The 18,574-nt window shown below is 64.6% G+C and carries 16 protein-coding genes and 2 pseudogenes; 7 read left to right on the forward strand and 11 right to left on the reverse strand.

The annotated features are described in order from the left end of the window. Nucleotides 1-12: 12 nt before the first annotated feature. The 3 genes from MJ8_RS19170 to cpaB are packed head-to-tail and all read right to left on the reverse strand — an operon-like array spanning nucleotide 13 to nucleotide 2,685. On the reverse strand, nucleotides 13-291 hold the full coding sequence (locus MJ8_RS19170; protein WP_201410358.1) for a hypothetical protein: 279 nt from the start codon (nucleotides 289-291) through the stop codon (nucleotides 13-15). A gap of 4 nt (nucleotides 292-295) precedes the next feature. After that, nucleotides 296-1,735 (reverse strand): type II and III secretion system protein family protein, encoded by a 1,440-nt coding sequence (locus tag MJ8_RS19175; protein WP_201410359.1) that lies wholly within the window; start codon nucleotides 1,733-1,735, stop codon nucleotides 296-298. A 29-nt stretch (nucleotides 1,736-1,764) separates the two neighbouring features. Further along, a complete protein-coding gene (cpaB, locus tag MJ8_RS19180) occupies nucleotides 1,765-2,685 on the reverse strand; it encodes a Flp pilus assembly protein CpaB (RefSeq protein ID WP_201410360.1) in 921 nt (306 codons plus the stop codon). 254 nt (nucleotides 2,686-2,939) lie between these two features. Here cpaB and parE point away from each other — a divergent pair, with 254 nt between their 5' ends. From parE to MJ8_RS19195, 3 genes and pseudogenes are all read left to right on the forward strand, one after another. Further along, entirely contained in the window at nucleotides 2,940-4,994 is a 2,055-nt protein-coding gene (gene parE / locus MJ8_RS19185) for a DNA topoisomerase IV subunit B (protein ID WP_201410361.1), read from the forward strand. Between the two features lie 43 nt (nucleotides 4,995-5,037). After that, the gene (locus MJ8_RS19190) at nucleotides 5,038-7,119 is read left to right on the forward strand and encodes an FUSC family protein (RefSeq protein ID WP_201410362.1); all 2,082 of its coding nucleotides are present in this window, start codon (nucleotides 5,038-5,040) and stop codon (nucleotides 7,117-7,119) included. Between the two features lie 83 nt (nucleotides 7,120-7,202). After that, nucleotides 7,203-7,641, forward strand: a pseudogene (locus MJ8_RS19195) (VOC family protein). 12 nt (nucleotides 7,642-7,653) lie between these two features. Here MJ8_RS19195 and MJ8_RS19200 read toward each other — a convergent pair. Then, nucleotides 7,654-8,775 carry a DUF2336 domain-containing protein gene (locus MJ8_RS19200; RefSeq protein WP_201410363.1) on the reverse strand — a complete coding sequence of 374 codons (1,122 nt, stop codon included), beginning with the start codon at nucleotides 8,773-8,775 and terminating at the stop codon, nucleotides 7,654-7,656. 150 nt (nucleotides 8,776-8,925) lie between these two features. On the opposite strand from MJ8_RS19200, the gene MJ8_RS19205 reads away from it, so the two are divergent. Both MJ8_RS19205 and MJ8_RS19210 read left to right on the forward strand, forming a co-directional pair. Continuing rightward, nucleotides 8,926-9,378, forward strand: a complete 453-nt coding sequence (locus MJ8_RS19205; RefSeq protein ID WP_201410364.1) for a MaoC family dehydratase — start codon at nucleotides 8,926-8,928, stop codon at nucleotides 9,376-9,378. Beyond that, nucleotides 9,378-10,259, forward strand: a complete 882-nt coding sequence (locus tag MJ8_RS19210; protein WP_201410365.1) for an HpcH/HpaI aldolase/citrate lyase family protein — start codon at nucleotides 9,378-9,380, stop codon at nucleotides 10,257-10,259. The genes MJ8_RS19205 and MJ8_RS19210 overlap by 1 nt, the downstream gene beginning before the upstream one ends. Before the next feature lie 3 nt (nucleotides 10,260-10,262). Here MJ8_RS19210 and MJ8_RS19215 read toward each other — a convergent pair. Together MJ8_RS19215 and MJ8_RS19220 are read right to left on the reverse strand one after the other, a co-directional pair. Then, a pseudogene (locus tag MJ8_RS19215) lies at nucleotides 10,263-10,936 on the reverse strand (methyltransferase family protein). Between the two features lie 74 nt (nucleotides 10,937-11,010). Beyond that, nucleotides 11,011-11,595 (reverse strand): nitroreductase, encoded by a 585-nt coding sequence (locus MJ8_RS19220; RefSeq protein ID WP_201410366.1) that lies wholly within the window; start codon nucleotides 11,593-11,595, stop codon nucleotides 11,011-11,013. Nucleotides 11,596-11,867: 272 nt separating this feature from the next. Here MJ8_RS19220 and MJ8_RS19225 point away from each other — a divergent pair, with 272 nt between their 5' ends. Next, entirely contained in the window at nucleotides 11,868-12,833 is a 966-nt protein-coding gene (locus tag MJ8_RS19225) for a hypothetical protein (RefSeq protein ID WP_201410367.1), read from the forward strand. Nucleotides 12,834-12,842: 9 nt separating this feature from the next. Here MJ8_RS19225 and MJ8_RS19230 read toward each other — a convergent pair whose 3' ends face one another. The 5 genes from MJ8_RS19230 to MJ8_RS19250 form a co-directional block, all read right to left on the reverse strand. Beyond that, the gene (locus MJ8_RS19230) at nucleotides 12,843-13,784 is read right to left on the reverse strand and encodes a lysophospholipid acyltransferase family protein (protein ID WP_201410368.1); all 942 of its coding nucleotides are present in this window, start codon (nucleotides 13,782-13,784) and stop codon (nucleotides 12,843-12,845) included. Between the two features lie 83 nt (nucleotides 13,785-13,867). Further along, complete coding sequence (gene thrS, locus MJ8_RS19235; RefSeq protein ID WP_201410369.1) at nucleotides 13,868-15,844, reverse strand: threonine--tRNA ligase; 1,977 nt, start codon at nucleotides 15,842-15,844, stop codon at nucleotides 13,868-13,870. A gap of 167 nt (nucleotides 15,845-16,011) precedes the next feature. Then, nucleotides 16,012-16,824 (reverse strand): class D beta-lactamase, encoded by an 813-nt coding sequence (blaOXA, locus tag MJ8_RS19240; protein ID WP_201410370.1) that lies wholly within the window; start codon nucleotides 16,822-16,824, stop codon nucleotides 16,012-16,014. Between the two features lie 145 nt (nucleotides 16,825-16,969). After that, the gene (yidD, locus tag MJ8_RS19245) at nucleotides 16,970-17,344 is read right to left on the reverse strand and encodes a membrane protein insertion efficiency factor YidD (protein WP_201410371.1); all 375 of its coding nucleotides are present in this window, start codon (nucleotides 17,342-17,344) and stop codon (nucleotides 16,970-16,972) included. Between the two features lie 74 nt (nucleotides 17,345-17,418). Next, nucleotides 17,419-17,571, reverse strand: coding sequence for a hypothetical protein (locus tag MJ8_RS19250; RefSeq protein WP_201410372.1), 153 nt, complete (start codon nucleotides 17,569-17,571; stop codon nucleotides 17,419-17,421). Nucleotides 17,572-17,663: 92 nt separating this feature from the next. Between MJ8_RS19250 and MJ8_RS19255 the strand changes: the two genes are divergently transcribed. Next, entirely contained in the window at nucleotides 17,664-18,569 is a 906-nt protein-coding gene (locus MJ8_RS19255) for a LysR substrate-binding domain-containing protein (RefSeq protein WP_201410373.1), read from the forward strand. Nucleotides 18,570-18,574: the final 5 nt, after the last annotated feature.

The following is an 18,574-nucleotide window of genomic DNA, read 5'->3' on the forward strand; positions in this document are numbered from 1 at the left end:
GGCGTCAGCCCATCAGTTCGATGTGGTCGATGATGATGATGTGGTCGATGACGACCCGGAGCCGGCTTTCGCGCCGACGGCAGCGCTCTCCGAACCCGGACGCTGGGCCGGCACCAGAAGCTTGGTGTTCTGCACGCCGTACTTCCATGGGTCGACCATCTGCATGGCGGTGTTGGACGCCTGCGCGTTGCCCACTCCTGGCGTCACGCCTTCGGTGCGCACATAGTCGTCGCTGGTGCAGCCGCTCACGAACCCGGCCAGGAACAAGGAAATCCAAAGGGCGCTGCGCATGGCCTTAGTCCTTCGGCAGATCGAGGAAGTGGCCGGACGTGGTTGCGGCCACCGGACGGGCGGCGCTGCCGTCCGCCAGCGCCACCGGGCGCTTCGGCGCCGAGGCGTCCACTTCCTCGGTGTTGTTGAGGAAATAATCGGCGGGACTTGCCGGCTGGGTGCCGTCGGTCGGCTCGACCATCTTCTTCGAGGGATCGACCGGCTTGACCAGGTAGGGCGTGACGATGATGACCAGATCGGTCTCGCGCCGCTGATAGGATTTCGAGGAGAACAGCGGACCGAGCACGGGCAACTTGCCGATCCCCGGCACCCGCGACGTCGTGATGTCGTTCTGCGACTGCAGAAGGCCGGCGATCATGAAGCTCTGGCCGTTCTTGAGGTCGACCGATGTCCGGGCGCGGCGCACGATGAAGGCCGGAATGGAAATGCCGTTGCTGACCTGGATGGAAGCGGACGGGTCGATCGAGGACACTTCCGGCGCGATGTCGAGGCTCACCAGCCCGTCTTTCAGCACCGTCGGCGTGAAATCCAGTCCGACGCCGTACTTCTTGTAGGTGACGCTGATCTTGCCATTGTCCTCGGAAACCGGGATCGGGAACTCGCCGCCGGCAAGGAAGCTCGCCGTCTGGCCTGAACGCGCGATCAGGTTCGGCTCCGCCAGCCGGCGCGCCAGGCCGCGCTCCTCCAGCGCCTTGATGGCGATGTCGATCGAAATGCCGTTCGACAGCAGGCTGCCGATGATCTCGCCGGTCCCGGCGCCCGTCACGGTTCCTCCGTCGGGGTTCAGCACGACTTTGCGATTCCCGATGCCATAAGCGAAATTGGCGGCGTATTTGGCGCCGAGATCCTGACCGGCCTGACGGTTGATCTCGACGAAGCGGACGTTGAGCTGCACCTGCTGCGAGGACGAGATGTTGACCGAGTTGATGACTTCCTCGTTGCCGGAAAAGCGCGACGCGATCTTGCTGGCCTTGTCGGCGGCGACCGCATCGTCGGCCTCGCCTGACAGCACGACGCGGCCATTCGCCGAACCGACCTTGATCTTGGCGTCCGGCACGCTGGCGCGGATGGTGCTGGCAAGCTGGTCGGTATCCAGCGTCACCTCGATGTCGATGGTGCCGACGAGCTGCTTGTTCTGGTCGAACAGGGCGATACCCGTGGTCCCCAGATTGTTGCCCAGCACATAGAAGGACTTGTCGGTCAGCGGATTGACATTGGCGATCTCCGGATCGCCGATGACGATCTGGTAGAAGGCGGCGCTCGTCATGATCGTCTTCGGCTTGCCCTTGGCGACCTTGATCGAGGCGTTCTTGTTCGCCGAGACATAGACGACATCATTGCCGGCCCTTGCCGGCGCGGCGACGCCAAGCATTGCCGCCGCCAGCGCTATCGCGCCGAGAAGACGCCATCCCCCGGTCGTCCGAAATGCATCAAACCCGAACATCTTGCCCCGTCCCCGCCGGTCCCCACCGGCTATTGCTGCAGTTCCTGCGGCGGTTCCCGGGAGGGAACCTTGTATTCCTCGACCTTTTCGCCGCGCGTCACGATCACCGTCTTGAATTTCGGCTCGTCGGATTCCTTCGTCACCGCGCTGACGAGCGAGGCGGCGCTCGCCTGCGCCTTTGCGGCGGCGGAACCGCCGAAGGACGAGATGGTCGTGAGCCCGCCATTGCTGGCGCTGGCGTCGGCGGCGGACCGCAAGGACAGCGACAAGGTGCCGACGGTGCGGGCGAGCGCCACTTTCTGCGCCCCTTCGTTGGTCACTTCGATGGTCACCGAATTGGCGACCTGCGGCTCGGTCTTGCGCTCGTCCGCGCCCTGCCCGACCGAAAGCACCTTGGCGTCGGCGACGACGACTTCGGACGTCACCGTCGAACCGGCCGCCCCCTGAGCATTCTTGGACACTTCCTGGATGTCCCCCGCGTCGCGTGTCAGCACGACGTCTACCCGGTCCCCGGGCGTGATGAAGCCGCCGACGCCGGCAATCTCGTCGGTGCGGATCGTGACGGCCCGCATTCCCGCCGAGAGCATGTTGGAAAGGGTGGCGCGGCCGTTCGGTCCCGACAGCTTGGTGAGCAGAACCGGTTCGTTGACCTCGATCGGCGACAGCACGACCCGGCTGCCGTCGGCAAGCAGCTTGTCGATCGTCGGGAAAGCGCCTTGCGGCAGGGAATCCTGCGGCCACGGGATCTCTGCGAGTTGGGGCCTTGCGAGTTCCATGCCGTAGCGCAACGGCGCTTGAGCCACCACGATGGTCTTGAACTCGACCTTGGGTTGCTGTGGAGCTTCGACCGTGACGACCTTGACCTCGGACTGAGCCTTTGCCTGACTCTTGACCCAGAAATCCGCCGCAAAGATCGAGATCGCGCCGAAAACGGCGGCGATGCCGATCATGGTTATGGCCCTGCCCCTCACAACGAAACCCCTGACGCCCGTGGTCTTTTGTTGGTTGGGCCTCACGCTAGGCGTTAATGTTAAAGAATCAGGAATCCCGAGGCATGGGGACCGCCCTATTTCGGCCGGCTTGGTTATCGAATGGTTTTGGAATAAGAGACAGTTTGATCCCTGAACGGAACAGGAACTCGTTCGCCCGCCAAAAGCGTGGCAGTATCGAGCCGTGATTCGCATTACCGGACGCTAGGCCCAGCATGGACGACAGCAACGACCTCTTCGGCAAGATGGAAAAGCAGGCACAGCCGGTGCGCGCGCCCTCGCGCCCCGCCGATCCGCTGGTGCAGGCCGCGAAGCGCTCGACAGCCGCCCGTGACGGCAGCGAAAGCTACAGCGCCGCCGATATCGAGGTGCTGGAGGGGCTCGAGCCGGTGCGGCGCCGTCCGGGCATGTATATCGGCGGCACGGACGACAAGGCGATGCATCACCTGTTCGCCGAGGTCATCGACAATTCGATGGACGAAGCGGTGGCCGGCCACGCGACCTTCATCGACGTCGAGCTTTCCGCCGACGGCTTCCTGACCGTCACCGACAATGGCCGCGGCATCCCGGTCGATCCGCATCCGAAATTCAAGAAGCCGGCGCTCGAAGTCATCATGACGACGCTGCATTCCGGCGGCAAGTTCGACTCCAAGGTCTACGAGACCTCCGGCGGCCTGCACGGCGTCGGCGTCTCGGTCGTCAACGCGCTGTCCGACCATCTCGAGGTCGAAGTCGCGCGCGGCCGCCAGCTTTATCGCCAGCGTTTTTCGCGCGGCGTCCCGGTCAGCGGTCTGGAGCATCTCGGCGAGGTCCACAACCGCCGTGGCACCAGGACCCGCTTCCATCCCGACGAGCAGATCTTCGGCAAAGGTGCCAAGTTCGAGCCGGCGCGGCTTTATCGCATGACGCGCTCGAAGGCCTATCTGTTCGGGGGCGTCGAGATCCGCTGGACCTGCGATCCGTCGCTGATCAAGGACAAGGACCAGACACCCGCCAAGGCCGAGTTCCATTTCCCCGGCGGCCTCAAGGATTATCTCAAGGCGACGCTCGGCGACGAGTTCCAGGTCACGCGCGAGGTCTTCGCCGGCAAGAGCGATAAGCAGGGTGGCCACGGTTCGCTGGAATGGGCCGTCACCTGGTTCGGTGGCGACGGCTTCCTCAACTCCTACTGCAACACCATTCCGACCCCCGAGGGCGGCACGCATGAAGCCGGCTTCCGCAACGTACTGACGCGCGGACTGCGAGCCTATGCCGACCTCATCGGCAACAAGCGCGCCTCGATCATCACCACCGACGACGTGATGATCTCGGCCGCGGGGATGCTGTCGGTGTTCATCCGCGAGCCGGAATTCGTCGGCCAGACCAAGGACAGGCTGGCAACGATCGAGGCGATGCGCATCGTCGAGAACGCCATCCGCGACCCGTTCGACCATTGGCTGGCCGACAATCCGCAGGAAGCCTCGAAGCTTCTCGAATGGGTCATCGCGCGCGCCGACGAGCGCGTGCGGCGCCGTCAGGAGAAAGAAGTCTCGCGCAAGAGCGCGGTGCGCAAGCTGCGCCTTCCCGGCAAGCTCGCCGATTGCACGCAGAATGCAGCCGCCGGCGCCGAGATCTTCATCGTCGAGGGCGACTCGGCAGGGGGTTCGGCCAAGCAGGCGCGCGACCGCGCCAGCCAGGCGGTGCTGCCGCTGCGCGGCAAGATCCTCAATGTCGCCAGCGCCGGAAACGACAAGCTTGCCGCCAACCAGCAGATTTCCGACCTGATCCAGGCGCTCGGCTGCGGCACGCGCTCGAAATACCGCGACGAGGACCTGCGCTACGACCGTGTGATCATCATGACCGACGCCGATGTCGACGGCGCGCACATCGCCTCGCTGCTGATCACCTTCTTCTACCAGGAGATGCCGAACCTGATCCGCGGCGGCCATCTCTACATGGCCGTGCCGCCGCTCTATTCGATCCGGCAGGGCGGCAAGGTCGCCTACGCCCGCGACGACGCGCACAAGGACGAATTGCTGCGCACCGAGTTCACCGGGCGCGGCAAGGTCGAGATCGGCCGGTTCAAGGGTCTGGGCGAGATGATGGCCTCGCAGCTCAAGGAGACGACGATGGATCCGAAGAAGCGCACGCTTCTCAGGGTCGATGTGATCGACGCCGAGCAGGCGACCAAGGATGCCGTCGACGCGCTGATGGGCACCAAGCCGGAGGCGCGTTTCCGCTTCATCCAGGAGCGCGCCGAATTCGCCGAGACGGACGTGCTGGATATCTGAACGCCGTCCGGTCCATAACAGGCTCCGATATGGAGACGGGCATGTGACCTGGACGCGGCTGAAAGAGCTTGCCGAGACACCGCTGAGCGGCCTGACACAGCCGACCCGTTCGGATTGGATTTTCGCCTTGCGCACGGTTTCGGCCGGGCTGATCGCGCTGCTTGTTGCCTACGCGCTGAAGCTCGACCATCCGCAATGGGCGATGATGACGGTGTTCATCGTCGCCCAGCCGGTGGCCGGCATGGTGCTGGCCAAGGGCTTCTACCGGCTGCTCGGCACGCTGGCAGGCGGTCTCGCCGCGGTCGGCATCACCTCGCTGTTCGGCACCAATCCCTGGCTGCTGGTCACGGTGCTGGCGCTGTGGATCGGCGTCTGCACGCTCGTCTCGTCACTGCTGCGCAATCCGGAAGCCTACGGTGCCGCCCTTGCCGGCTATACCGCGATGATCATCAGCCTGCCGGCGCTTGGGCAGCCGCATGTCGTCGTCGACCTGGCAGTCGCGCGTTGCGCCGAGATCGTTCTCGGCATCGTCTGCGCCGGCCTCACCAGCCGGCTGATCCTGCCGAAGCTCGCCGCCGACGCCATCATCTCCAGGCTGAAGCGCAGCATTCTCGACCTCGCCGAATATGCCGGCGGCGCCTTTTCCGGAGGCGATCCGTCAAGCCTTGCCGCGCTTCAGCGCAAGCTGATCACCGACGCCCAGACGCTCGCCGAGATGCGCACCTATGCGCGGCTGGAGGCGCCAAGCTTCGCGACCCGCGCCCATCCCGTGCGGCGCACGATCGGCCAGCTTCTATGGGCGCTTTCAGCAGCGCGCGCGCTGCACAGCCATCGCGCGCCGAAGAATGCCGCGCTTATCCCGATGCGCCGGGACCTGAAGAACTTCGTCGGCGAACTGGCGGCAACACCTGGCGCGCTCGACGACACAGGTCCCTGGCTCGCCCGGCTCGACGCGATCGCGGCCAAGGCCAGGGAAATGCCGGACCTGCCCGAAGATAAAGGCTCGAGCGATACCGGCGAAGACAAGGTCGGCACCATCACGCGCCTGACCATTGCCGGCGATTTTGCCGAGGCGCTCAAGCAGGTTATGCGCGGCCTGGAGGCGCTTCGCTCGCCTGCCTCCCGCAAATCGAGCGAGCGAAGCCAGCCGGCGCTGGTCGTCCACCGCGATTACCAGGCCGCATGGCGCAACGCCGTGCGCGCCGCGCTGGCGACCTTGCTCGTGGCGATCTTCTGGCTGACCACCAAATGGTCGGAAGCAGCCGGCACCGTCATCCTCGTCGCCGTCGTCTCCAGCCTGTTCGCGTCGCGCCCCGATCCCGTGCAGTCCGCTTGGGGCTTCTTCACCGGAACGCTGATCGCGCTGCCTTTTGCTTTTCTGGTCGGCCAGGTCGCGCTGCCGGCGCTGCCCGGCTTCGGCTGGTTCACGCTCTTCGTCGTGCCGATCCTGGTGCCGGCTGCGCTCGGCATGGCAAATCCCCGCCATGTCGGCGTCGCCACCGCCTTCGCCATCAACTTCCTCGCCTTCCTCAGCCCCCATCAGCAGATGATCTACGATCCCGGGCCGTTTCTCGCCGGCTCAGCCTCGATCCTGGTCGGCATCCTGATCGCAATCGGCGTCTTCCTCGTCGTGCTGCCTGCCGATCCCTGGGTCACCGTGGAGCGAATCTCGCAGGCGATGCGTGAGGATCTGGCGCGGCTCTGCCTGCATGAGCGCATTCCTCGGCGCTCGGCCTTCGAAAGCTTGGCCTATGACCGGATCAACCAGTTGATGCCGCAGGTGCAGCAGACGGGCCGCAAGGGCGACCCCATCCTTGGCGGCAGCATCGCCGCGGTCACCGTCGGGCTGGAGGTGCTGCGGTTGCGCCAAGCGCAACTGAACTCCGCCGTCCCGCACGAGACGGTCGAATCCATCGGCAATTTCCTGCGCGGCCTGGCGCGCGAATTGCTGTTTCGGCGGCCGGGCGAGCCGCAGACCGCGACCATTGCGGTGGCGAGGCAATATGCGGCCAAAATCGCGGAACGCAGCGACCGGCTCGAAATGTTGCAGATCGCCGCCTCCCTGCGCATCATCGCCGCGGCGATGGAGGATTACCCGGATTTCTTTACGAAGGGTCGTGCCTGAACAATTAGGGACATGTCGCGTTTCAGGTTGGACCGGTTCGGAAAGGTCCCTTGTCAGACTGGTCGATACTTTTAGGAGGACAGATGGCGCTCAAACGGATGGACAACATCGGCATCGTCGTTGAGGACCTCGACGCGACGGTCGATTTCTTTCGCGAACTCGGCCTCGAGCTCGAAGGGCGTGCCACGATCGAAGGAGAATGGGCCGGACGCGTCACCGGACTGGGTGATCAGCATGTCGAGATCGCCATGATGCGGACGCCGGACGGCCACGGCCGGCTCGAGCTGTCCCGCTTCCTGAAGGCCACGCGTGGTGGCGGATCACCGCAACGCGCCGGTGAACGCCCTGGGCTATCTCCGCGTCATGTTCGCCGTGGACGACATCGACGACACGCTGGAGAGGCTCCGCAAGCGCGGCGCCGAACTCGTCGGCGAAGTGGTCCGCTATCAGGATGTGTATCGGCTCTGCTACATACGCGGGCCTGAAGGACTTCTCATCGGCCTCGCCCAGGAACTCAGCTGAGACCTGATCCGCCTAGGCCGCCGCGATGGCCAGCGCGTGCCCGCGCGCGTTTTCACGCAGCGCTTCGAGATGGATCGATTTCACCAGGCCGGCAAGATCGCCCTCGGCCGACTGGCCGCCGAGTTCCTTCAACATCAGCCAGCTCACTTCCTGCACGCCGGCGATACGCCGGCCATTGGCGACCTCGCGCCACACTTTCAGCGCGCGCAGGATGATGCCATGCGTGGCCGGCGCAAGCCCGGCGCTGCGGAACAGCGCCTGCAGCGCCACGTCGTGCCCGCCGGCGAGAAGCGCGGTCACCCGCTGCTCGGACTGTCGGGCTAAAGCCACCAGCGTCGAGCCGAAGAAATCCACCTTGCCATGCGCGATGGTGCGGATGATGAAGCTTGCGGTCAGGTCTCCACGCAGCCTCAAATGCTCGATCAGCGCCGCATGCTCTTCCATGCGCGTTCTCTCGATCAGCGTGACCGAGGCCTTCACGCAGGCATCGCGCATGACGCGATCGGCCCGCGCCGCCCCCATCATCGCCAGCACCAGCGGCGATCCTTTCAGGGTCTCGCCGAGCTTGACCAGGAGCATGTGCCGGCAGTCGGCCGGCAGGCGCCGATCGGCGATCAGCGCCTCGCGCACCAGCGGCAGATGGCCATGCCGCTCGGCCATGCGGCGGAAGCTGAGCGAAGCGATCTCGGCGCCGCTGTTGCCGATCAGCACGGCGCAGGCTTCCGGTTCGCCGATCTCGGCGATTGCCGCCGCCAGCGACATCGAGACGACCGGACGGTTGGCGATCAGCTTCTGTGTCGCCTCCTGGCCGCAGGCGACACGTTCCACAAGGTCGGCATCGGTAAGCAACGGCGAACGCGCCAGCACGAGTGCCGCCACTTCCGGCTGGTCTGCGGCCAGGGCGCTGATCACCTGCGGCGGCGCGTGATGGCTCATCGACAGCGCCTCGGCAAGCGCCAGGCGCACCTTGGAGGAAGCGTCGTCCAGAAGCAGGGTCAGCGCCGCCTCGGCGGCGCAACGATCCTCGAACGGCAGATCGGAATTGATATAGGCGCGCGCCAGTGCGCTCGCGGCGGCGGCGCGTTCGGAAACCCTTGCAGTATCAATCCATTTTAGAAAGTGCGAAACAACCATACCGACCAGCTGCGCCCCTGCCGGAAAGGTCCCGGCCCCGTTGCGAACGGTAGGCCGGAAATGGTTTACGAACGGTTCACCATGTTTCTTAACCGGCTTGATGGCGCGGCAACCAACGCCTATCAAGCAGGAAACTGGAGAAGATCGACCATGGCCGGGCTTTATCTGGAAGAGTTTGTCGTCGGCCATGTCTTCCGCCACACGCTGCGCAAGACCGTGACCGAGAGCGACAACATGCTGTTTTCGGTGATGACGCTCAACCCGCAGCCTCTGCACATCGATTTCGACTTCGCTGCGAAAACCGAGTGGGGCAAGCCGCTGGTGAATTCGCTGTTCACGCTCGGCCTGATGATCGGCATCTCGGTGAACGACATCACCGTCGGCACCACGGTCGCCAATCTCGGCATGAAGGAAACGGTGTTCCCGCACCCCGTCTTCCATGGCGACACCATCCGGGTCGAGACGACGGTCGTGTCCGTGCGCGAATCCAAGTCGAAACCCGATCGCGGCATCGTCGAGTTCGAACACCGCGCCTACAATCAGAACGACGTTCTTGTCGCGAAATGCACCAGGCAGGCGATGATGCTGAGGAAGGCGGCCTGATGCGCTCGCTGCTGTTCGTGCCCGGCGATACCGAGCGCAAGCTGGAAAGGGGATTCGAGGCCGGCGCCGACGTGGTCATCGTCGATCTCGAGGATTCCGTTGCCGCCGCAAACAAGCCGGCGGCGCGCGCGATCGCGGCCGGCTTCATTTCCAGCCAAAGGCCCCGGACAAGTTCGGCCATCTATGTGCGGGTCAACGATCTTTCCACCGGCTTGACGGACGACGACCTTGCGGCTCTTGTCCCGGCGAAGCCCGACGGCATCATGCTGCCGAAGTCGAACAGCGGGCAGGACGTCCAGCAACTGGCGGCGAAGCTGCGTGTGCGTGAGGCCGAGAGCGGGCTGCCGGACGGCGCTATAGGAATCCTGCCGATCATCACCGAGACCGCGGCAGGCGTGCTGGCAGCGGCAAGCTATGCCGGGGCAAGCGCGAGGCTTGCCGGCCTGACCTGGGGCGCGGAGGATTTGTCAGCCGCGCTCGGCGCGCGCGCGGCCCGCGACGAGAGCGGCCGCTACACCGACGTGTTCCGCCTGGCGCGCAGCATGACCATTCTGGCGGCCGCAGCGGCCGAAGTCTCCGCCATCGACACCGTCTTTCCCGATTTCCGCGACATGGCCGCCCTCGAGAGGGAATGCCGGGAGGCCGAGCGCGACGGTTTCACCGGCAAGATGGCGATCCACCCGGCGCAGGTGCCCGTCATCAACGCCGCCTTCACGCCGTCCGCCGAAGCGGTCGCGCGGTCACGGGCGATCGTCGATGCCTTCGCGGCGGCGGGAAATCCGGGTGTCGTCGGCATCGACGGCAAGATGTACGACAGGCCGCATTTGCGCCTGGCCGAGCGCCTGCTGGCTCGCGCCAAGGCGGCGGATATTTCCGCCTGATCGCTACCAGACCATCGGGATCAGCTTGTAGCGGACGCGTGCGGCGTAATCGTCATAGCCCTGCAGGCCGGTCCGCAACGTCTTTTCCTCGATGAAGGTGCGGATGGCGAGCAGCAGGATGAAGGCGAGGACCGCTGCCAGTCCCCACCATGAGCCGAGCAGCAGCGCGGTGCCGGCAAAATAGAGTATGGCGCCCGCATACATGGGGTGGCGGACATAGCCGTATGGACCGGTGGTGATCACCTTCTGCCCGCGCTCGTCCTGGATCTTCACGACGGGCGCCGCGAAGCTGTTTTCCAGCATCGTGAGATAACAGATCCAGATGCCGATAAGCAGGACTAGCATGCCGACCACCTGCGCCAGGCGGGAACCCTCGACCAGCCGAAGCGGAAGTCGAGCCCCATCAGGACCAGCCAGGCGAAGATGCCGATGAGCAATATGCTCAGCACGATCTTGTCGGCCACGGTCTGGGTCTTCTGGATCGGCGGGCGGAGGCGCTCGTTCATCAGGCCTGGATCGCGCCGGGCGAGCGCCACGCCCATGGTCAGGCTCAGTCCGACCATCACGGCTATGTAGACCCAGGCTCCGGTCCAGCGCAGCGTGCCGGCCGACACAAACACCAGCGCGCCCATGATGCCGAACCATACGAATGTCTGGAAAACCAATCTCGAGACCATGACCAACCTTCCGTGACGCCCCCGCCACTGTTGGCCGCCCGCCGTGCCGTTCCTGCGAAAATCCGCAAAAGATCCTAGCCGGCCCAGGGGCCGGCGTAATCGGCATAGAGCTTCGCCGGATCAGGCCGTGGCCGCTCCGGCGCAGGCCCCTGATAGGAGCCGATATGGACGAAGCCGACGACGCGCTCCTGCGGCGAGAGCCCGAGGATCGCCCTGCCCTCCGGGACATCGGAATACCAGTTGCTGATCATGTTGGTGCCATAGCCCAGAGCATTGGCCGCGATCATCAGGTTCATGGCCGCCATGCCGCCCGACAGGAACATCTCCCATTGCGGGATCTTCGGGCTGTCCTTCGGCACCGACACGACGCCGATCACCAGCGGCGCGCGCGAAAAGCGCGCCAATTCCTGGTTGCGCCGGCCTTCCGACAGCGGCCCCTCGCGCTGCTCGGCGAGTGCCGCCAGCCTCTTGCCGATCTCGACGCGCGCCTCGCCGCGATAAAGGATGAAGCGCCAGGGCTCGAGCCGGCCGTGGTCGGGAACGCGCGAGGCCGCCGCGATCATCGTCGCGATCTCGGCATCGCTCGGCCCGGGTTCCTTGAGGTCGGGAATCGGCGCGGAATTGCGGGTGAGCAGGAAGTCGATGATCGGCGACGCCATGGGCGCAAGTCTCCTGAAGGCATTCGATTTTGAGCTGAAGCACGCCATCGGGAGTCGGCGGCTCGGGCGGTGGCGTTTTGCGCCGATAAGAAGCCGCCGCGCGGGGCGGCGCGCTTCTAGAGCATGATGCCGAAAAGTGTGAAGCGGTTTTCGGACGACATCATGCTCTGCTTCTTTGACTTAGAGCCGGATTCAGATTTCAGGTCAACCGACCTGAAATCATCCGGTTCTAGGCCTTGAAATTGCCACCGCCTTGGGCTTCAACGCAAGGCATGTTTGAGGGGACCCTGCGCCTTTTCGTGATCGCACTCGTCGCTGCGTTGTTCGCAGTGCCGGTTTCCTTCGCGCTGGCCCAGAACGCCAACGATGTCGGCGACATCAAGCTTCCTGGCATTTCGAGTTACGCGACACCGAAGACACAGGGACCGCTGGCGCTCGGCAATGGCGGCGCCATCACGCTGTCGGCGCAGTTGACCGACAAGGGCGCGGACATCACTCGCGGCATCGTCTGGCGGGTCTTCAAGCCGCAGCCCGCCAGTGACGGCAAGTTGCCGATGGTGGCATCCGCCCATGGCGGCACGGCCGTGTTCCAGCTCGACCCCGGCAGCTACCTTGTCCATGCCTCCTACGGACGCGCCGGCGCCACCAAGCGCATCACCGTCGGCAAGGAGGCCAGGCGCGAGAGCCTCGTGCTCGACGCCGGCGGCCTGAAGCTCGACGCGGTGACGTCGGGCGGCGCGCCCATCCCGCCGAAGAAACTGCGCTTCTCGATCTATGAAGGCCAGGCCGCGGCCAATGGCGAGCGGCCGCTGATCGCCCCCGACGTCGCGCCGAACACCGTGGTGCGGCTGAACGCCGGCACCTACCACGTCGTCTCCACCTATGGCGCGGTCAACGCGGTGATCCGATCCGACATCCGCGTCGAGGCGGGCAAGCTGACGGAGGCGACCGTCGAGCACCGCGCCGCCGAGATGACGATGAAGCTGGTGCGCGAGCCCGGCGGCGAAGCCATCGCCGACACGTCCTGGTCATTGCTCAACGAAAGCGGCGATCCGATCAAGGAAGCGGTCGGCGCCTTCGCCTCGATGGTGCTGTCAGAGGGTCAGTACACCATCATCGCCAAGAACCGCGACCGCATTTACCAGAAGGATTTCACGGTCGTGGCGGGCCAGAACCAGGAAATCGAGGTCGTGGCCAACGAACAATCCGCGATCGATCCCGAGGAAGGCGCCGATTAGTCGCCTTGGTCAGGCCGCCTTGCGCATACGCTTTTGCAGGAATGGCACGCGGCCACGCTGCGCAGAAGGCGTCGCCAGGTCGAAGACGGCGCGATAGAGGCGGTCGAGCAGCGCCTTGCGGTCGCGCAGCGGCTCGAGCTCGCTCCATGTCAGCACGTCGCCGATGCGCACCTCGATCGCCTTCCCCGACAGGCGGGCGAATTCCCGGATCAGCAAGGAGGTGCGCAGCGTCAGCGATGCCTTGCCGATGAACTTCGCCACGCGGTTGTCGCGCTCGGCCATGTTCATCGGACCGCTGACGAGGTGGAACAGGCGGCCGTTCTGGCCGGAGAAATGCATCGGGATGACGGACGCCTTGGCGTCCTGGATCAGCTTGGCCGGGAACATCTTCCACGGCAGGTCGACGGCGCGGCCGAAACCCTTCGGCGCCGTGGCGACGCCGCCGGCCGGGAAGACGACGATGGTGACGCCTTCCTTCAGCAGCCGCACGGCTTCGTGGCGCACCGCCATGTTGTTCTTCAGCGCGTCCTTGGTCTCGGAAAAATCGATCGGCAGCGAATAGGGCTCCATCTCGCGGATCCTGAGCAGATCCTTGTGGATCATCACCCGAAACGGACGGCCGAGCTGCTCGACGAGCGACAGTACCGCAATGCCGTCGCCGATGCCGAAGGGATGGTTGGCGACGATGACCAGCGGCGTGTCCGGCAGTACTGCCGGCGGCCATTGCACGGCGTTGCGGACCTTGACGTCGATCAGTTCCAGCATGCGGCTGAACACCCGGTCGCCGGTCGGCACCACCTGGCGGCGCCAGAAATCGTAAAGCACGGCGAAGCGGTCGCGCCCCGAGAGGCCCTCGACGGAATGGATGAACCAGCGCGTCAGCACCGGCTGATGCGGATTGGCATAGGAGAGCTCGGGAAAACGTCTTTCCCGCAGTTTCAATTTGAGCATGACGGCTCGTTACAGGGCTGGCGTGACAGGCATATGAAAATGGCGGTGGACCGGCCACCGCCATTCTAGAAAGTGCTGGTATGTCAGGCTGCTGCGCGGCGTTTGCGATCCGGCGAAACCGCCTCGTCGGCGAGAGCCTTCACCGCGTCCTCGAGCTTCAGCGATTCCTGGTCGCGGGAGCCCAGCCGGCGGACATTGACGGTTTCCTCCTCGGCCTCGCGCTTGCCGCAGACGAGGATGACCGGCACCTTGGCCAGCGAATGCTCGCGCACCTTGTAGTTGATCTTCTCGTTGCGCAGGTCCGCTTCGGCGAGCAGCCCCGCCGCCTTCAGCCGCTCGACGACTTTCAAGGCGTATTCGTCCGCATCCGAGGTGATCGTCGCCACCACCACCTGCAATGGCGCGAACCACAGCGGGAAATGGCCGGAATAGTTCTCGATCAGGATGCCGAGGAAGCGCTCCATCGAGCCGCAGACGGCGCGATGCACCATCACAGGCTGCTTCTTCTCGGAATCCGAGCCGATGTAGAAGGCGCCGAAACGTTCGGGCAGGTTGAAGTCGACCTGCGTGGTACCGCATTGCCATTCGCGGCCGATGGCGTCCTTCAGCACATATTCGAATTTCGGCCCGTAGAAGGCGCCCTCGCCCGGATTGATCGAGGTCTTGATGCGGTTGCCGGAGCGCGTACGGATCGTCTCCAGCACATTGCTCATGATCGCCTCGGCATGGTCCCAGGCCTCGTCGGTGCCGACGCGCTTGTCCGGCCGGGTCGACAGCTTCACGCTGACCTCGTCGAAGCCGAAATCGGCATAGGTGGACAGGATGAGATCGTTGATGCGAAGGCACTCGGCGGCGAGCTGCTCCTCGGTGCAGAAGATATGCGCGTCGTCCTGCGTGAAGCCGCGCACGCGCATCAGCCCGTGCAGCGCGCCCGATGGCTCGTAGCGATGAACATTGCCGAACTCCGCAAGCTTGACAGGCAGTTCTCGGTAAGACTTCAACCCATGCTTGAAGATCTGCACGTGACCGGGACAGTTCATCGGCTTCAGCGCGAAGACGCGGTCGTCGTCGGTGTCGTCGCCGGCGACGGTGACCTTGAACATCGCATCGCGGTACCAGCCCCAGTGTCCCGACGTCTCCCACAGGCTCTTGTCCAGCACCTGCGGCGCGTTGACTTCCTGATAGCCGTGCTCGTCGAGGCGGCGGCGCATATAGTTGATCAGGTTCTGCACCATCTTCCAGCCCTTGGCGTGCCAGAAGACGACACCCGGCCCCTCTTCCTGGAAATGGAACAGGTCCATCTCGCGGCCGAGCTTGCGGTGGTCGCGCTTCTCGGCCTCCTCCAGAAGCGTCTGGTAGGCGTCGAGCTGCGCCTGGTCGGCCCAGGCAGTGCCGTAGATGCGCGTCAGCATCGGATTGTTCGAGTCACCACGCCAATAGGCGCCGGCGACCTTCATCAGCTTGAAGGCGTTGCCGATCTGGCCGGTCGAGGCCATGTGCGGACCGCGGCAGAGATCGAACCAGTCTCCCTGCGCATAGATCTTGATGTCCTGATCCTCAGGGATGGCGTCGATCAGCTCGACCTTGTAGCGCTCGCCCTTCTCGGCGAAGACCTTCTTCGCTTTCTCACGCGACCACACTTGCTTGGTGAACGGCTTGTTGCGGGCGATGATCTCGCGCATCTTCTTCTCGATCACCGGGAAATCGTCCGGCGTGAATGGTTCGTTGCGCGCGAAGTCGTAATAGAACCCGTTCTCGATCACCGGCCCGATCGTCACCTGGGTTCCCGGCCACAATTCCTGCACGGCCTCGGCCAGCACATGCGCCGTATCGTGGCGGATGAGCTCCAGCGCGCGCGGATCCTCGCGGGTGATGATCTCGACCTTGCCGGACGTGCCGAGCGGATCGGAAAGATCGCGTATGGTGCCGTCGAGGCTGTAGGCCACGGCCTTCTTCGCCAGCGACTTGGAGATCGACTCGGCAAGGGCAGCACCGGTCATCGCCGCATCGTAGTCGCGGACGGAACCATCGGGAAATGTCAGGGAAACGGAATTCGGCATCAGGATTCTCCTATCCAGTCCCGCAAACGAGCGCGGGTGGTGAAATGCATGCGGCAGGGATGCGTTGCGACATGCAGAGGGTTAGCCGGAGGCGTCCGGCAGCGGCAGTCTTTTATGGGGAGTTTCCGCCGCCGTAAAGCCGCCAGCCATCTATTTGATAGGCCGATCTACTTGATGAGGCCGGGCAAGTCCTTCAGGAACATCGCCCGCGTCGCAAGCCCCTTCGGCTTGTCGGTGCGCTTGGCGTCGACGACCAGTCTTGCAAAGACGATGCGGCGGCCGTCCTTCTCGGCCCAGCCGACGAACCAGCCGAGCGAGCGCTTGCCGTCCTGGCCGATCCTGGTGCTGCCGGTCTTGCCCTGCACCGTCCAGTTCCCTGCCGCGAAGGTCGGCAGGATCGCTCTCGTCATCTCATGCGCCTTCCCCGACACCGGCATCTTGCCGGCGAGCAGCTGGCGCAGGAACGCCGTCTGCTCGACGGGCGATATTGCGAGCGAGGAATTGATCCAGGATTGCGTCAGCCCGTTGTCCTTGCCGGCATCGCCCGTGACGTCCTTGTTGCCATAGCCGAGTTTCGACACGTAGCCGGCGAACGTCTCGGCGCCGAGCCGCCGCGTGATCTCGCGCGAGTACCAGACGATGGAATCGCGCTCCCAGATCGTCGGATCGACGGTCTTCCGGTCACGCTTCGCCGCCTTGAACTCCGGCTTGTAGTCCCAGCTCGGCGTGTGCTGGTCGCTCAGGATGCCGGCATCGTAGCCGATCAGCGCGAGCGGCACCTTGAAGGTCGAGGCCGGGCTGACGCGCTGATCGCAGACGCCGTCCTGGTAAAGTGTTGCACCGCTTTGCGCGTCCTGGATCAGCGTGCAGTGGACCTCGTTGAGCGGCGCCGATTGCGCCCGCACCGGCAAGCCCAGCATCCAGGCCAGAAGGAAAAGGACGATGGCAAAAATGAAGGGATAGCGGTCCATCTGGCGCATGGCGAAGTCACTCCGGTATGAGATTGCGGAAGCGGCTTAGCGAGGCGTCTTGTCTCGATTTTGTCTCAAATTCGCAGTGTTTGTGCAGCTTCGCGTTAACCCTACCGGATCGTTAAAATCCGAGCCGCGTGTGACGGCAAAGCAATCAGATTTCGGGTTGGCCGCCTCTCTTGCCGATTTGCCAGTAGCGCCAGGGCATGAACCAGACATAGCGCGACGCAAGCGTCTCCGGCACGCGGTCGATGCCATGCGTTCCGAACGGCCCGCAGCGCAGGACCCGGAACAGTCCCATCCAGCCGCCGGCCCACAGGCCATGACGGGCGATTGCCTCATGCGCGTATTCGGAGCAGGTCGGCAGATGCCGGCAGCTGTTGCCGACGAAGCCTGAGAGCGTCAGCTGATAGAGGCGCACGAGCGATGTGCCGAGCACGCGCCCGGGCGTCTTGCGCCAAGGCCCCGGCCAATTGCGCCCCCGCTGGACCGGCCGGACGCCATGTATATGGCCGTGATGGTCGCCCATTGCTCCGCAGCCTGTTTCACTGCGCGATAGATGTGGGCTTCGGCGCTGAAACGCAATGCTGGCCCTCAAGGCCCTTAGCGCCGGACGGGATGGTTGCCGGTCCATGGGCGATGGTGAGGAGGAAGATCGCGACAGTCGTTATGGTGCCCGCCGCGCACGACTTCGCCATGCCATTGGAAGGTCGCTATCCGTATCACGTCGCTGAAAATTGCCAGGAACTCGTTCATGGCAGGTCTCCTTCGGGACGGATTAGACTGCCGCTGGCCTTCCCGCTCAAACGAGTATAATTTCCGCTTCGGATAACTTGAGGTTATGCGATATGAAGCGTGGCCGACTGCCGCTCACGGCGCTCAGGAGCTTCGAGACGGCCGGCCGGCATTTGAGCTTCAGCCGGGCGGCCGAGGAGCTTTACGTCTCGCAGGCCGCGATCAGCCGGCAGATCCGCGAGCTTGAGACGTTTCTGGGCAGGCCGCTGTTTCTGCGTCTCCATCGCCGCGTCGAGCTGACGGACGCGGGACATCGGCTGCTCGACCGATTGATCAGAAGCTTCGACGACATCGACCGCGTGCTTTCCGAGCTCACGGCCTCGCCCGCCCAAGCCGTGGTCCGCGTCAGCGTCGAGCCGTCGCTTGCCGCCGTATGGCTGGTGCCGCGGCTCAACCGCTTTCGTCAATTGCGACCGGACATCGATGTGTCCCTCGAGGTCGATCCACGGCCGATCGAATTCCGCAGCGATCAGCCTGAGCTCGCCTTGCGTTTCAGCGCACACGCCACCTCATGGCCGCGCACAGAGGCCGAGCGCCTGGCCTCGACCGTCGATTCTCCGGTCCTGTCGCCGGCGCTGCTCGCCTCCGGCCCTCCCCTGGAAAAGCCCATCGACCTTCGCCATTACACGCTGCTGCATGAGGAAAACCGCCAGGGTTGGGCGCGGTGGTTCCAGGCGGCAGACGTGCCTGCCGATGCAGTGCCAGCGCGCGGTCCGATGCTCGCCGATGTCTCGCTTTCGAAGCAGGCTGCGCTGCTCGGACACGGCGTGGCGCTCGGCGATCTCCTGCAGGTCGGCGAGGAGCTCGCTTCGGGGACTTTGATCAAGCCGTTCGATATCGATGTCGCTTCCGGCGCCTATTGGCTGGTGGCCAGGAGCCTTAGGGATCTGACGGAGCCTGCCAGGGCGTTCGCCGACTGGATCCGAAGCGAATTCGCCGAGACCAGGGAATCGGCCTAAGCCCC

Source organism: Mesorhizobium sp. J8, from assembly GCF_016591715.1.
GTDB lineage: Bacteria > Pseudomonadota > Alphaproteobacteria > Rhizobiales > Rhizobiaceae > Mesorhizobium.